Origin of the sequence: Lysinibacillus fusiformis, assembly GCF_002845985.1 — a bacterium.
Classification (GTDB): domain Bacteria; phylum Bacillota; class Bacilli; order Bacillales_A; family Planococcaceae; genus Lysinibacillus; species Lysinibacillus fusiformis_D.
This window is the reverse complement of record NZ_PDFK01000001.1, coordinates 903,302-918,638: the sequence shown is the minus strand read 5'-3', so window position 1 is coordinate 918,638 and position 15,337 is coordinate 903,302. Positions and strand designations below refer to the sequence as shown.

The window sequence follows — 15,337 nt, the reverse complement described above, 5'->3', positions numbered from 1 at the left end:
CCTTGCTAAAAAGAAATATTTTTATGGATTGGGGTGGAAGGCTACTTGACTCCCGTGGGATAGCGAGACAGGCGAGCCCCTGCACGGAGGAAGCGGCTCGGCGCTCGCCCACAGGAAAGCAAGTAGCCTGCAACGGAAATCCATTTTCACCCTTCACAAAAATGCTATGGATGGTTTTGTTTTTCAACACGATAAAATCCCTGCTATATTTTATAGGCAGGGATTTCGTTTGTAACGAAATTAATCGATACGGCATATTTGTAATGGACAATTTTCACAAGCAATTTCATTTTTTAAAAATTGTAAATCATGAATTGTAATAAAGCCTTTATCAAAAGTGATAATATCGTGTTTTTTTAAATCATTCAACATGCGATTAATCATTTCACGACTTGTTGCACACAAATTCGCAATTTCCGTATTTGTTAGCTGGAAATCAATAAAAATCGAGCCATTTTCTAAAGGTTTACCATACGTATTGGAAAGCCGAATGAGCGTTGAAAATAAAGCACCTTTTTTTCCATTTAACACTAAATCACGCAAACGACTTTGATGCTTTAAGTTTTCTGTTTGCAACCACTTTATATATTCCACCATAACAGTAGGCTGATCTTCTAGTAAATGCTCCAATGATTTACGACTTAACACATACATCGTAGAAGGCTCTAATACCTTTGCAGTCATGGAATTATAGACTAGGTTACAAAATAATGACCCCTCTCCAATTATACTGTCAGGACCACAAATACGAATAGTTAATTCCTTGCCAGTTTCGGTTTCTTGGCTTATCGAAATCACACCAGATTGGATGTAATAAATTTCTTTTGCCCGTTCACCCTCTAGAAAAATTTTATTTCCTTTATTCACTTTGATAAAAACACCATGCTTTTGAAATAGATCCTTCATTTTTTCAAACATATTATCCATTAAAACCATATCTCCAACACATCGCTTTCTTTTTGTAATAAACGGCAATTATTACAAAAGGATAGTGGATTTTTCGATACTAAAACATAGAAACATACCATTATTATAACGTAAATTTCCATAATCCGTGAAAAAATTTTAGTGCGATTTCTTTGCGAAGCAATGTCGATTGATGTAAAATAAAGTTAGTCAAAAAAGGTCAAACTTTTTTAAAAGAACAAGAATGGGTATAACAATGATAAGAAACATGATGGTAAAGGAGTGCTAGCTATGCAATTTCAACAAACAGATAACAAAAAACCACTAGAGCAATTTGGACGAAATTTGATTGAAGAAGTTAAAAACGGCAAAATGGACCCTGTTATCGGGCGTGATGAGGAAATTCGAAATGTCATTCGTATTTTAACACGCAAAACGAAAAATAATCCTGTATTAATTGGTGAACCAGGAGTTGGTAAAACAGCGATTGTTGAGGGTTTAGCACAGCGTATTGTGAAAGGCGATGTGCCAGAGGGCTTGAAAGAATGTGTGTTATATGAGCTAGATATGAGTGCTTTAATCGCAGGGGCAAGCTATCGTGGCCAATTTGAAGAGCGCTTAAAAGGTGTGTTAAAAGAGGTGAAAGATTCAGAAGGACAAATCATTTTATTTATTGATGAAATTCATACCATCGTCGGCGCAGGCAAAACAGACGGTGCTATGGATGCAGGGAATATGCTCAAGCCTATGCTTGCACGCGGTGAACTACATTGTATTGGTGCTACAACACTAGATGAGTATCGTATGTACATTGAAAAAGATCCTGCCTTAGAGCGACGATTCCAGCAAGTTCTTGTACGTGAGCCTTCGATTGAGGATACGGTTTCCATTTTACGGGGCTTAAAAGAACGATTTGAATTACATCATGCAGTACGAATTCATGACAGAGCAATTGTTGCGGCAGCAGAACTGTCCAACCGATATATTACAGAGCGATTTTTACCTGATAAGGCAATTGATTTAATTGATGAGGCTTGTGCGATGATTCGTACAGAAATTGATTCGATGCCACAAGAATTAGACGCAGTGACACGTCGCATTATGCAGCTTGAGATTGAAGAACAGGCATTACGTAAGGAAAAGGACGAGGCAAGTAAAAAACGTCTAGAGCAATTGCGTGAGGAATTAACAAAATTAAAAGAATCCTCAGAGGGCATGCGCCAACAATGGGAAGCAGAAAAAGAAATGTTACACGACATTCAGAAAAAACGGGAAACATTAGATAAATACCGTCGTGATTTAGATGAAGCAGAAAGTAAATATGATTTAAATAAAGCTGCGGAATTACGCCATGGCAAAATCCCAACATTAGAAAAGGAAATTCAGGAACTCGAAAAACAGTTAGAAAATGGGGCAGAATCCCGCATTTTACGTGAAGAAGTAACGGCAGATGAAATTGCTGCGATCGTTTCCCGCTGGACAGGAATTCCTGTAACAAAATTAGTAGAAGGAGAGCGTGAAAAACTTCTACGATTAAAGGATACATTACATGAAAGAGTAGTCGGTCAAGACACAGCAGTACAATTAGTAACAGAAGCTGTATGGCGTGCACGTGCGGGTATTAAAGATCCACATCGTCCGATTGGGAGCTTTTTATTCTTAGGTCCAACAGGTGTTGGTAAAACTGAGCTTGCTAAGGCACTTGCTGCGCAGTTATTTGATGCAGAAGATCACTTTATTCGAATTGATATGAGTGAATACATGGAGAAACATAGTGTGTCTCGTCTCGTTGGTGCTCCTCCAGGCTATGTAGGTTATGAGGAGGGCGGACAATTAACAGAGACTGTACGCCGAAATCCATATTCCGTGGTCCTCCTAGATGAAATTGAAAAAGCACATCCAGATGTGGCGAATATTTTATTACAAATTTTAGATGATGGCCGCATTACAGATAGTCAGGGACGTATGGTGAATTTTACAAATACAGTGGTCATTCTAACATCCAATATTGGCTCTAGTTATTTAATGGAGGCAAAAGAAGGCGATAATGCTGTTGAAGACTTAGTCATGGCGGCCCTACGCCAACATTTTAAACCAGAATTATTAAACCGTATGGATGACATTATTTTTTTCCATGCTTTATCTACAAAGCATTTTACTGCGATTGCTTGGAAGTACGTGGAGCAACTGATTAAACGTGTGGCAGAACAGGAAATTACTTTATCTGTCGAGCAAGAGGTTATTGACTGGGTAGTACAGCAAGGAGCGGATGCTCAGTTTGGAGCGAGACCATTAAAACGCTTTGTACAACGACATATCGAAACAGCAGTAGCTAGAGAACTGCTTCGTGGTGAGGTTTTACCAGGAGAAACTTTGCATGTGAAAATGCGTGATGGTCAATGTGTTGTGGAAAAATAACAGAAAAAACCTGTTCGGCAATGTGCTGAACAGGTTTTTTCTAGATAAATTAATGATGGTCTGCAGCTTCTGGTGTAGGGTCGTTTGGAATGATTGCTCCAATAATAAAGATTAGAATGGAGAATACAACAGAAACGATTGCCCCTGTTTTAAAATCAAATGGTACACCAAGTACAGAGCTGACTACGTAGTTTAACATAGAAACTAGTAGGAATGACCATATGAACGTTACGATATATTGCATTAATTTCACCTCAACCGAACTTTTTTCATTATAAGGTTTTACTCATATTCATTATCATATCATAACATAAATCGAAAAAAAATGAACCTTTTATGTGAAACATGGCGAATTTGTCACAACAAATACGAGGATCTGCAATTTATATTCAACGGTATATCGTAGCATTTGATTGCAGAAGGTATGCTGATGTTTAATGATAGGAAGTTAGTGTGTGCTTTGTAATGAAGAAGAGTCAGGGGAATTTGTCTCGATTAGGGTTTTTGCTCGTAACGAGTGAAGAAGCGCTCTAATTAATAGTAGGGACTTGGCTCAGAGCTAGTAGAAAGCGCCCCTAAGTAAGACACTCCGTTCATAAAAAGGTGAACAGTACTATGACGTAGAAGTTCACCCGCTTAAAAATGACGATAATGCCAAAACTCTCGCCTAACCTAATAAAGAGTCAGCCCTCACCAAAAATAAAATCTCCACCACGTCCAAAACACATTAATTTTAAATCATCTTGCGTCCTTCCTTTCGTATGCGTTATAATTATGACCAGTTACTAATAATTGATAGTAAGAAAGCTGAGGGGTTGCTATATGAACGCTGGTATTATAGGAATTGGCAAATATGTTCCTGAGAAGGTCGTTACAAATTTTGATTTGGAAAAAATAATGGATACTTCAGATGAATGGATTCGAACTCGAACAGGCATTGAAGAACGTCATTTTGCGGCAGAGGATCAGGAAACTTCAGATTTAGCAGTAGCAGCTGCTAAAGAAGCTATTGCAAAAGCGGGTATTACGCCAGAGGAAATTGGTTTAATACTTGTAGCAACTGTCACACAGGATCAAACTTTTCCAAGTGTAGCATGTATGGTTCAGGAACAAATCGGAGCAGTGAATGCGGCGGCGATGGATCAAGCAGCGGCATGTGCAGGATTTATATATAGCTTAGTGACAGCGAAGCACTTTGTAGAGGCAAATACTTATAAATATGTCTTAGTAGTAGGTGTAGAAAAGCTGTCGAAAGTCATTGATTGGAAGGATCGTAATACAGCTGTTTTATTCGGTGATGGTGCTAGTGCAGCCATTGTTGGGCCAGTATCTGAAGGCAGAGGTATTGTATCATTTGAACTTGGTGCTGATGGTACAGGCGGTAAAAACCTTTATTTAACACAGCAAGACACGATTACAATGAATGGTCGTGAAGTGTTTAAGTTTGCTGTACGTCAAATGGGTGAATCGGCTGTTAATGTGTTAAAGAAAGCAGGATTAACAAAAGAAGACGTAGATTTTTTAGTGCCGCATCAGGCAAATATACGAATTATGGAATCTGCTCGTGAGCGATTAGAGCTACCACCTGAAAAAATGTCAAAAACGATTCATAAATATGGAAATACTTCAGCAGCATCTATTGGTATTTCCTTGGTAGATGAGCTCGAAGCAGGTAAGATTAAAGAGGATGACTTATTAGTCCTCGTTGGTTTTGGTGGCGGCTTAACATGGGGTGCCGTAGCCATGAGATGGGGAAAATAAGAAGGAAAAATGCTTGAGGGGAGTAAGACAATGAGTAAACGACGAGTAGTAATTACAGGAATTGGCGCAGTGACACCACTAGGAAATAGTATCGAAGAAACATGGGCTAACATCAAGGCTGGTAAATCTGGCATTGGTGAGCTGACACGATTGAATAAAGAACTTTTTGCAGCAAAAATCGCAGCAGAAGTGAAGGATTTCGATATTGAAAAATATATTGATCGTAAAGAAGCACGTAAAATGGATCGTTTTACGCACTACGCGTTAGCCGCTTCCATTATGGCAATGGAAGATGCACAATTAACAATTGATGAAGAGCTAGCTCCACGTGCGGGTGTATGGATTGGCTCTGGTATCGGCGGTATGGAAACTTATGAACAACAATTTTTAACATTCCAAGAGCGTGGCGCAAGACGTGTCAGCCCATTCTTCATTCCAATGATGATTCCTGATATGGCTTCAGGGCAAGTATCTATTCACGTTGGTGCAAAAGGTATTAACTCATGTTCTGTAACGGCGTGTGCTTCGGGAACAAACTCCATTGGTGATGCCTTTAAAGTAATTGAACGTGGGGATGCAGATGTGATGATTTCAGGTGGTGCTGAATCACCAATCGTTACAATGGCTGTGGCAGGCTTCTGTGCAAATACAGCTTTATCATTAAATCCAGACCCACAAGCAGCATGTCGTCCATTTGATAAAAACCGCGATGGTTTTATTATCGGAGAAGGCGCTGGTATCGTTATTCTAGAAGAGTATGAACATGCAAAAGCTCGTGGCGCTAAAATATATGCTGAAGTTTTAGGTTATGGTGCAACAGGTGATGCACATCACATTACGGCTCCAGCTCCAGAGGGTGAGGGGGCAGCACGTGCAATGACGCAAGCATTGACAGATGGTGGAGTTGATCCATCACAAGTTGATTATATTAATGCACATGGTACTAGCACACCTTACAATGATTTATTTGAAACACAAGCTGTTAAAACTACTTTTGGTGATCATGCGTATAAGCTTGCTATGAGCTCTACAAAGTCTATGACGGGTCACTTATTAGGAGCAGCTGGTGGTGTGGAAGCGATTTTCACAGCATTAGCCTTAAAAGAAGGCATTTTACCTCCAACAATTAATTTAGTAGATCCAGATCCAGAATGTGATTTAGATTATGTTCCAAACGAAGCGAGAGAAGCAAACATTCAATATGCGATGAGTAATTCTCTTGGTTTTGGTGGTCACAATGCCAGTCTTCTATTCAAAAAATATGAAGCATAATATATAAACTTAAAAAACGTCAGCCAAATTTAAACGGCTGACGTCTTTTTTTATAGTTTTGTGAATAAATGATAAGTAAGAAGAAATAGAAAGGATGCCTCTACTGTGTTTCGTCTCTTTTTATTTTTAGTAAGCTATGGCTTAATGATTCTCTCTGTAGGGAATCTCATATTGTATTTAAATTACCGAACATTAGGTTATTCCTGGAAGGTTGTTTTCAAATTTATTTTTCAAACAACGGAATTTTATATGGCGGTAGGAGCCTGCATTATCATTTGTGCTGTTGTGCTTGATTTAGGCTTTGATCGCTCCACAGACAAGCCATAAATTAGCGACGTGTGCGGCCGAGACCCATTGCATCTTCCATGCGTTTTAATGTAGCACTGGCAATCGTATTCGCCTTTTCAGCACCTTCATCTAAGATGACATCTAATTCAGAGGATTCTACTAAATGATAGAATTTTTCTTGAATTGGTGTTAGATGTTCGATAACAGCTGTTGCAACACCTTGCTTGAATCCACCATAACCAATTCCCTCATATTTTTTGACTAAATCTTCAATGGCTATACCAGAAATAGCCGATTCGATTGTCAATAAATTCGAGACACCTGGTTTATTTTCTACATCAAATGCAACAATACCATCAGAATCCGTAACCGCTGATTTAATTTTTTTCTCAATGTCCTTTGCCGTATCTAGCAAACGGATTGTCGCTTTCGTATTAGGGTCAGATTTACTCATTTTCTTTGTTGGCTCTTGTAAGGATTTAATACGAGCGCCTGCTTTTGGTAATTGAATTTCTGGAATTGTTAAAACGTCACCAAAGCGTTTATTAAAACGTTCTGCAAGGTCACGAGTTAGCTCGATATGCTGCTTCTGATCATCGCCGACAGGGACAATGTTTGTGTTGTAAAGTAGAATGTCTGCAGCCATTAACGGTGGATATGTTAAAAGAGCAGCAGAAACGCTTTCTTTACCATGTGATTTATCTTTAAATTGTGTCATACGTTCTAGCTCCCCGATAGACGCAACACATTGTAACATCCATCCTGCCTGAGCATGCGCTGGCACCTCTGATTGAATGAATAACGTAGATTTTTTAGGGTCGATGCCAGTAGCAATATAGGTAGCTGCCAGCTTACGAATGCTTTCACGTAATTCTTTAGGATCTTGGGCAACCGTGATCGCATGCTGATCAACGATACAATAAATAGCATTTCCTTCGTCTTGTAGTGCAGGGAATTGCTTGAATGCTCCTAAATAGTTCCCTAAAGTAACGATTCCTGTAGGCTGTACGCCTGAAAAAATAGTTGTCATTAAAAGTTCCTCCTCGAATTCAAATTCCGTGACGGTTGTCAGTGGCGTTTTGCTCACTTTTCCACCTCACGATAAAGACAAAAAAACATCATGCGTCCTCATTAGATTTTTTCTAATGAAGGGACGAATGATGTTTTGAATCCGCGGTACCACCCAGCTTGCCTAAAAGGCCACTCAGCTTCGTAACGTGAAGGGACGAGCTCTGCTAATAGCTTCTAATAGCGTTCACAAAGCTAACTCGGAAGTCCATTCCATATGCCTCCACGATCTGTTTGCAGCAACCACAGACTCTCTAAACGTGAAATGAACATATGTACTACTCTTCGTCAGCGTTTTTCTCAATTTAAATTATTCAAATTGATTTGATTGCAAAGAATTATATTATAAAGATTCCATTGTGTAAAGTCAGACTTTTGACGGTGGTTTTTTTCGAGAAAAAATTATATGCTTTTTTTGTTGTGTAATTTTGTTATAAATATAAAATTTTTTATTAAAATTGTGTTTAGGTGTACACGTCAAATTGACAATTTTCTCGTTTAATCTTTTTAAATGAGAACAACTAAGATACATGCTTGGATGTTTAAAATGCACTGAAAGTGGGAATGTTAGTAGTAGCACATAAGATAGAAGGAAATACGCTTTATTAAAAGCTGTATAAAGAGACAGAATAATTTGTGACGGGTTCAGTCTTTTTTTATTGGAACTATATTCAAATACAGCTGAGTACTGTATAATGGTACTGTGTATTTTACTTTACATTAATTCTAATTTAACACTTTGGTTCTGGTTTATAGATAATGATTACAAAATGAAAGGATGTGTCAGAATGATCGTAACCCTATTTACATCACCAAGTTGTACCTCTTGTCGTAAAGCGAAAGCTTGGTTAGAGGAGCACGAAATTCCATATACAGAACGTAATATATTTTCTGAGCCACTAAGTATTAGTGAAATTAAAAAAATTTTACGTATGACAGAAGACGGGACAGATGAAATCATTTCTACTCGTTCAAAAATATTTCAAAAATTAAATGTGGATGTTGAAAGTTTACCACTACAACGTTTATATGAATTAATTCAGGAGTATCCTGGTTTATTACGCCGACCAATTATTTTGGACGAAAAACGTCTACAAGTTGGCTATAATGAAGATGAAATTCGTCGCTTCCTACCTCGAAAAGTTCGAGCATATCAGCTTCAAGAAGCGCAACGAATGGTGAATTAAACCTACTCATTTTGAATAATATATATTGTAGATGTTACAAATGTGGAATGCATGTTGTGACATCTATTTTTTTATGTTTTACTTATGTAAAACCTTCTATATGAAGTATAATAATTGATAGGGAAAAGTCATATATTTCCGTAAAAGTATGTTAAACTTGATTTAAGTTAAATAGTTTACTACAATTTCAATAATTCAAATATCTTCTGTGAAACGGTGTATATCCTTTTCATTTTATGACAGAACAGCATACAATAGAGTTAGAGACAACTGTGAACAAAAAAAATCATGTTTGCGGTTCCTCGATGGTTTTACTGAGTGTGGTCAAAGGTTGAAAAACAAATGCAGTATGAAGGTTAAAAACAAAGAATAAAAGCATACTAATGAAACAAAACTGTTTTTCAGCATATGACAGTGAAGGGAGATGAGGTCTAGTGGACATCGAACGTGTAAATGAAAATACACTCAAGCTCTTTATTACGTATAATGATATAGAGGATCGCGGCTATAGTCGTGAAGAAATTTGGTACAATCGAGCAAAGGGTGAGCAACTTTTTTGGGATATGATTGATGAAGTAAACACGGAGGATTACTTTGATGTAGAGGGTCCGATTTGGATTCACATCAATGCATCTGAAGTAGGCTTAGAAATCATTGTCACACGTGCACATATTTTAAAAGACGGTGAAACATTAGATGGTCATTCGAGTTTTGATGAACACAAAGAAATGTTTGCACCATTCGATGAAGTTGGAGAAGATCTTCTTAGCCAGCTAACTCAACTTGGTGACATGGATGAGTCAGAGTTATTTATGGATACAGACATTTATGTTTATAAATTTAAAGATATTGATGAGTTAATCCCTGTCGCAAAACGAATGACAGACGAATTAGTGGATTCCTCATTATTCAAATATGAAGATTGGTACTATTTAGTTGTTGATTTCGGGAACGCAGATGAGGATTTAAATCGTCATGATCGAAATGCGGTCATCAAGGAATTTTTAACACCATCCAATTTAACCATTCACCGTCTAGAGGAGTACGGTGAAAAGATTATGGAATTTAATTGCTTTGAAACAGTTCGAAAATACTTTGCATAAGCATTAAAATACTTCATTTTTTAGACTGTAGTAAAACTCGTAAATTTATTGAGTTTTGCTACAGTCCTTTTTTGCATTCCTATTTAAGCTATCATCGGTTAATTGACCAGCGTTGTACAGGCCTCTCTGCTCATGCTGTGAAATCTGCTGAATGAAGATATATGAGACGGCATTTTTTAAATTTCAAGAAATAATTGCTTAATTTTTGTGAGGGCAAACCAACTCCATTATAGTTGACTAAAAAGGAGTTGATTAAATGCTGGTAGCTTATAACAACAAACAGCAGCTATTTCTCCCATATCAATATACGAGGAAAGCTTTACAACGATATAGGCGACAAATGAAATTTTTTTGTCCTCAATGTCTAGAACCAGTTCAATTGAAAGTAGGTCAACATAATATTCCCCATTTTTCACACTTCGCCAAAAAGCATTGTCCACAATTGTTCGCTGAAGGTGAATCTAAACTTCATCTCCAAGGTAAAATGCAATTATTTGAATGGCTCACAAAGCATGGATATCAAGTGGAGCTAGAGCCATTTTTAAAGCAGCTTGCTCAACGCCCGGATTTGCTCATTACAATAAATGATCGTCACTATGCAATTGAATTTCAATGTAGCACAATCTCCCATGAAAAATGGCAACAACGTACAGCTGGCTACGAAAAAAACGATATACAAGTAATTTGGCTTTTTCAAACGCCTCAAAGCAAAGATGCAATCAACGGCATCAGCAAAATTACCATTTCCCCATTGCTGCAAAAATCGTTTATGACAACTACATCAGGTGTACCTTATTTAATGACGTATAACGCTAGGACGGCCCATTTTACTTATTGGACGAATCTTCTTCATGTACATGGGCATACTTTCATAGGTAAAGTTCAGACAATACCAGTCAATCAACAACACTTTCCTTTTTATATACCGAAGCAAATTACTCAAGAAGAATTTCAACAGTATTGGCAACTTTATAAACAAGCATGTAGGCAATTTGTATCTGCGCGTCTTTTATATAGTAAAAAGGGGGCGCAAGATTTATTTTTACGAAATTGCTATGAATTAAACTTTGCGTTAACTGCTATGCCTTCCTACATTGGAATCCCAGTGAAGGGTGGAGCAGCCATCTCCTTGTTTACTAGTGAATGGCAAACGATGCTGTTGCATTTTAGTAAACAATTAGGTCGACAGCCCTTTATGTTAACGAAGCAGGAGATTCACCATTTTTTAAGTAAGCATCAACTAGAAGTGACAACACAGGCGGTAAGTGCTGTCCTGTATTATGGACAGCTCTTGAAGCATATGACTCAAGAAGAGCAGTCGCTAGATATTTGTGAGCATGTATATGTACATTTATTTGCAATTGCCACAATATATTGAGAAAATATGAGAGTAAAAGGAAAAAAGCACATATAAAGGGGGCTGGCATACATGGCTAGTAACAGTAATCAGATTTTGGTTAGAAATGAAGTACCCGCAGAATTAACATGGCGCTTAGAGGATATCTTTGCAACAGATAAAGCTTGGGAAGAGGAATTGAAGGAAGTTGCAGAGCTTGCTAAACAAGCACCGAGCTATGCAGGTACTTTAAATAATGGGGCAGAGGCATTATTAACAGCTTTACAATATCATGATCATCTATATGAGCGTGCGATGAAGCTCTACACATATGCCCATATGCGCTATGATCAAGATACAACAAATAGCTTTTATCAAGATATGAACAGTCGCATTCAAACATTGGCAACTAGTATCTCAGCTGGTCTTTCATATTTAACACCAGAGATTTTAGCATTAAGTGAAGAAACAATTGAAGGCTACTTAGCAGAAAATCAAGACCTACAATTATATAAGCAATCTTTAAAAGAAATTACAATGGCACGTCCACATGTATTACCAGCTGAGCAGGAGGCATTGCTAGCGCAAATGTCTGAGGTAACGGGTACAGCTTCTAATACATTCAGTATGTTAAACAATGCGGACATGGTTTTCCCTTATGTGAAAAATGAAGAGGGAGAGGAAGTACAACTTACACATGGTAACTATATTAAGTTTTTAGAGAGCAAAGATCGCTCAGTGCGTGAAGGTGCATTTAAAGCTATGTACGAAGCATATGGCAAGTTTAAAAATACGTTCTCGGCAACGCTAACGGGTAATGTGAAGAAGCATAATGTGAGTGCTCGTATTCGTCATTATGATTCTGCACGCCATGCAGCCATGTCTAATAATTTCATTCCAGAAAATGTGTATGATCAATTAGTTGAAACAATTCATAAGTATTTACCAGCTATGCAGCGTTATATTTCGTTACGTAAGAAATTATTAGGTGTAGACGAATTGCATATGTGGGATTTATTTGCACCACTTGTTAAAGAAGTGGAAATGAAAGTCACTTATGATGAAGCGAAAGATATTTTAGTGAAAGCACTAGCTCCATTAGGCGAAGAATATCAAAGCATCGTCCAAAGTGGATTGGATAACCGTTGGGTTGATGTATTAGAGAATAAAGGGAAACGTAGTGGAGCCTACTCATCAGGCGCGTATGGTACGAATCCGTATATTTTAATGAATTGGCAAGACAATGTGAATAATCTATTTACATTAGCGCATGAATTTGGCCATAGTGTTCACAGCTATTATTCACGTAACAATCAGCCATTCGTTTATGGAGATTATTCTATTTTTGTCGCAGAGGTTGCTTCAACATGTAATGAAGAGTTATTAAATGACTATTTACTAAAAACAATTGATGACCCTCAACAAAAAATTTACCTATTAAATCATTGGTTAGATGGTTTCAGAAGTACGGTATTCAGACAAACAATGTTTGCAGAGTTTGAACATCTTATTCATCAAATGGATAAGAACGGTGAGTCATTAACAGCTGATCGTTTAACTGAGGTTTATTATGAACTAAACAAAAAATACTTCGGCGATGATATGATTGTAGATGAGGAAATTGGCTTAGAATGGGCTCGTATTCCACACTTCTACTATAATTACTATGTTTATCAATATGCGACTGGTAAATCAGCCGCTACAGCATTGAGTAAACAAATTTTAGAGGAGGGGGCACCAGCTGTAGAACGTTATATTAATAACTTCTTAAAAGCTGGATGCTCTGATTTCCCAATAGAAGTATTAAAGGCAGCAGGTGTTGATATGAACGTTGCTAAGCCGATTGAAGATGCATGTAAAGTATTTGAAGAGCGTTTAAATGAGTTAGAAAAATTATTGTTGAATAACTAATTAAAAGGGCGGTGGGAATATTCCTACTGCTCCTTTTTATATATTGTCCATGTTATTTCAAATGAAAGAATAATGATTTTTTTTGATTTCTAAATAGTTTAAAAGTGTGCATCTTGGAAAAATACTGTTTGTAATCGCTTTCTATTTGACAAATTTGTGAATCTAGTATTGGTTGCATTGCTAAATATATTATTCCATGATAGAGTAATTCTTGTGAAATAAATCACAAAACAAACATACACCCCTTTGTTTGAACGTGAACATTTCTCCCATCCCCTTTGTGAAAAAGAAGCGTCTCTATCGGTCGAGGATAGAGGCGCTTCTTTGTATTTTGCTTTATCTAACAAAATATCCATAGAATTTATGTGAAAGGTGAAAATGGATTACCGTTGCAGGCTACTTGCTTTTCTGTGGGCGAGCGCAAAGCCGCTTCCGCCTCGCTATCCCAAGGTAGTCAAGCCTTCCACTTCAACCGATAAAAATATTTCTCTTTAGCAATGGTTTTTAAATAAAGGGAAGGTGTTCACTACTCATTTTATGGAGGAGCGGTACGCATCATTTCTCCACATTGAAAATAAGAGCCTATCCTTCCTCTAATTATGCTCGTATGAAAGATAAGGAAAAGACACTTTTGCCACATGGTGATTGGAGTGGAGCCAGCGTCACTCCTAGGGGATTAGCATCACAACTGATACCTTGGGACGAACGCAGTGGGTGAAGTGACTCGGACGCTGGCGGAACGGAAATCTATCCCAGGCTTTGTGAAAAGGTGTATTATTGCTATTGACATGACCTTTTTTCAACAACATGAAAAGGACTCCATCATGAAAGATTGGAGTCCCTGTCGTTTCTTGTATTATTTAAGACGCCATAACGTAGCGTGAGTTGTCTGGATTCGTTCGATTTTTTGTTGTAGCATGCGTTTCTTTAATTCACGCTCTGCTGCTTGCTCTGTAAATGAATAGATAAAAGCTATTTCATTTGTAGAAAGTGTATGGAATTTAGAAAATAAGTCCTCTATTGATGGTAATGGCTGACGGACAAGCTGTTCGTTCAGCATTTCTTGTAAAATATGTTCATAAACTTCATAGGAATAGCTACCGCTGACTTTTAGTCCTTCATCTTCAATACATTCATTGAAAAACACGATACTAGGGACTTCGTCAACTTCCATTTCACGTTTAATATATAAATCGCATTGGAAAGCTCGTGCTGCTTCCTTTGAGCCAAAGTCGACAGTGAATTCATTCATGTCTAGTTGAACATCCTCTGCAATTTTTAAAAGCGTTGCATAGGAGTTTACATCTTGGTGGTTTAGTAATACATATTCTTGTAGTTTCGACAAATAGCGTGCACCTGCACGTTTTCCCTGTAGTTCGGCTGCTTTAATAGCAATTGAAGGTAAGACAGGGTGATTAATATCAAGTTCGACTCCCGAGATACAACCTTTGACACGTTTACTTAAGCAATTTAAAGAAGTAAGCTCTGTGCTTAGAACAAAGCGCCACGTGAAATAGTGGTTGTATTCAAGCTGTAATTTACGAAGAGTTGCTTGCATACTGAAAGCTTCAGGGCAAAGTGGATCTACGAAAATATACAATTCAATAGGCTTGTTGGCAGTAGAAATCGTCGGCGTTGGCTCTTGCAGCAACATTTGAATATTATTCACGTAACAATTCCCCCTCATCGTCATTTGGCGTATTAACCATGTGATGAGCTGTTAATACTAAACGTTGATAATAAGTTTCACGGAACTTCCCTTCCAAACCTACCTCATCCATTGCTTCTGACATACACTCTAGCCAAGCTTGAGCACGGTCAGGTGTAATCGGAAAATTCATGTGACGTGCACGCATCATTGGATGTCCATGTTCCTCAGTAAAGAGATTTGGTCCACCTAAATACTGTGTTTGAAATTGAATTTGCTTACGGGCTGTCTCTGTTAAATCCTTTGGAAAGATTGGAATAAGATCAGGATGCTGAGCCACTCTTTTATAGAACGCGTGAATGAGTTCTGACAGTTTTTCAGCTCCCAGCTCCTCATAAGGAACAGTGTATTTTCGACTCATAGGTTATATGCTCCTTTA

General features: G+C 37.7%; 14 protein-coding genes and 1 other annotated feature. Of the genes, 8 read left to right on the top strand and 6 right to left on the bottom strand.

Annotation, left to right across the window (positions count from 1 at the left end; translation table 11 throughout):
- Positions 1-240 precede the first annotated feature (240 nt).
- The gene (locus tag CRI88_RS04610) at positions 241-927 is read right to left on the bottom strand and encodes a Crp/Fnr family transcriptional regulator (RefSeq protein WP_036126671.1); all 687 of its coding nucleotides are present in this window, start codon (positions 925-927) and stop codon (positions 241-243) included.
- Between the two features lie 270 nt (positions 928-1,197).
- Here CRI88_RS04610 and CRI88_RS04605 point away from each other — a divergent pair, with 270 nt between their 5' ends.
- Positions 1,198-3,324, top strand: coding sequence for an ATP-dependent Clp protease ATP-binding subunit (locus CRI88_RS04605; RefSeq protein ID WP_082673756.1), 2,127 nt, complete (start codon positions 1,198-1,200; stop codon positions 3,322-3,324).
- A 49-nt stretch (positions 3,325-3,373) separates the two neighbouring features.
- Here the strand turns inward: CRI88_RS04605 and CRI88_RS04600 are convergent, their stop codons facing one another.
- Complete coding sequence (locus CRI88_RS04600; protein WP_004227469.1) at positions 3,374-3,568, bottom strand: YjzD family protein; 195 nt, start codon at positions 3,566-3,568, stop codon at positions 3,374-3,376.
- Positions 3,569-4,146: 578 nt separating this feature from the next.
- On the opposite strand from CRI88_RS04600, the gene CRI88_RS04595 reads away from it, so the two are divergent.
- The 3 genes from CRI88_RS04595 to CRI88_RS04585 all read left to right on the top strand — a co-directional run bounded on the left by CRI88_RS04595 (position 4,147) and on the right by CRI88_RS04585 (position 6,684).
- Positions 4,147-5,085 carry a beta-ketoacyl-ACP synthase III gene (locus tag CRI88_RS04595; protein WP_058844656.1) on the top strand — a complete coding sequence of 313 codons (939 nt, stop codon included), beginning with the start codon at positions 4,147-4,149 and terminating at the stop codon, positions 5,083-5,085.
- Positions 5,086-5,115: 30 nt separating this feature from the next.
- The gene (fabF, locus tag CRI88_RS04590) at positions 5,116-6,357 is read left to right on the top strand and encodes a beta-ketoacyl-ACP synthase II (protein ID WP_058844655.1); all 1,242 of its coding nucleotides are present in this window, start codon (positions 5,116-5,118) and stop codon (positions 6,355-6,357) included.
- 105 nt (positions 6,358-6,462) lie between these two features.
- Positions 6,463-6,684, top strand: coding sequence for a YuzI family membrane protein (locus CRI88_RS04585; RefSeq protein ID WP_036126664.1), 222 nt, complete (start codon positions 6,463-6,465; stop codon positions 6,682-6,684).
- Position 6,685: 1 nt separating this feature from the next.
- On the opposite strand, the gene trpS is transcribed toward CRI88_RS04585, so the two are convergent.
- The gene (trpS, locus tag CRI88_RS04580; protein WP_101966430.1) at positions 6,686-7,675 is read right to left on the bottom strand and encodes a tryptophan--tRNA ligase; all 990 of its coding nucleotides are present in this window, start codon (positions 7,673-7,675) and stop codon (positions 6,686-6,688) included.
- A gap of 116 nt (positions 7,676-7,791) precedes the next feature.
- Positions 7,792-8,014, bottom strand: a binding site (T-box leader).
- A gap of 490 nt (positions 8,015-8,504) precedes the next feature.
- Here trpS and spxA point away from each other — a divergent pair.
- Positions 8,505-8,900, top strand: coding sequence for a transcriptional regulator SpxA (gene spxA, locus CRI88_RS04575; protein ID WP_025116803.1), 396 nt, complete (start codon positions 8,505-8,507; stop codon positions 8,898-8,900).
- 434 nt (positions 8,901-9,334) lie between these two features.
- Complete coding sequence (mecA, locus tag CRI88_RS04570) at positions 9,335-10,003, top strand: adaptor protein MecA (RefSeq protein WP_036126663.1); 669 nt, start codon at positions 9,335-9,337, stop codon at positions 10,001-10,003.
- 227 nt (positions 10,004-10,230) lie between these two features.
- Here mecA and CRI88_RS23260 read toward each other — a convergent pair whose 3' ends face one another.
- Positions 10,231-10,443, bottom strand: coding sequence for a hypothetical protein (locus CRI88_RS23260; RefSeq protein ID WP_445352025.1), 213 nt, complete (start codon positions 10,441-10,443; stop codon positions 10,231-10,233).
- Between CRI88_RS23260 and CRI88_RS04565 the strand changes: the two genes are divergently transcribed.
- Together CRI88_RS04565 and pepF are read left to right on the top strand one after the other, a co-directional pair.
- Complete coding sequence (locus CRI88_RS04565; RefSeq protein WP_445352023.1) at positions 10,344-11,381, top strand: competence protein CoiA; 1,038 nt, start codon at positions 10,344-10,346, stop codon at positions 11,379-11,381. The two genes, CRI88_RS23260 and CRI88_RS04565, sit on opposite strands and share 100 nt — an antisense overlap.
- 51 nt (positions 11,382-11,432) lie before the next feature.
- Positions 11,433-13,250 carry an oligoendopeptidase F gene (gene pepF / locus CRI88_RS04560; RefSeq protein ID WP_101966428.1) on the top strand — a complete coding sequence of 606 codons (1,818 nt, stop codon included), beginning with the start codon at positions 11,433-11,435 and terminating at the stop codon, positions 13,248-13,250.
- 856 nt (positions 13,251-14,106) lie between these two features.
- On the opposite strand, the gene CRI88_RS04555 is transcribed toward pepF, so the two are convergent.
- Both CRI88_RS04555 and CRI88_RS04550 read right to left on the bottom strand, forming a co-directional pair.
- The gene (locus CRI88_RS04555) at positions 14,107-14,919 is read right to left on the bottom strand and encodes a DsbA family protein (protein ID WP_036126658.1); all 813 of its coding nucleotides are present in this window, start codon (positions 14,917-14,919) and stop codon (positions 14,107-14,109) included.
- Positions 14,912-15,319 (bottom strand): globin domain-containing protein, encoded by a 408-nt coding sequence (locus tag CRI88_RS04550; RefSeq protein WP_004227447.1) that lies wholly within the window; start codon positions 15,317-15,319, stop codon positions 14,912-14,914. The genes CRI88_RS04555 and CRI88_RS04550 overlap by 8 nt, the downstream gene beginning before the upstream one ends.
- Positions 15,320-15,337 lie beyond the last annotated feature (18 nt).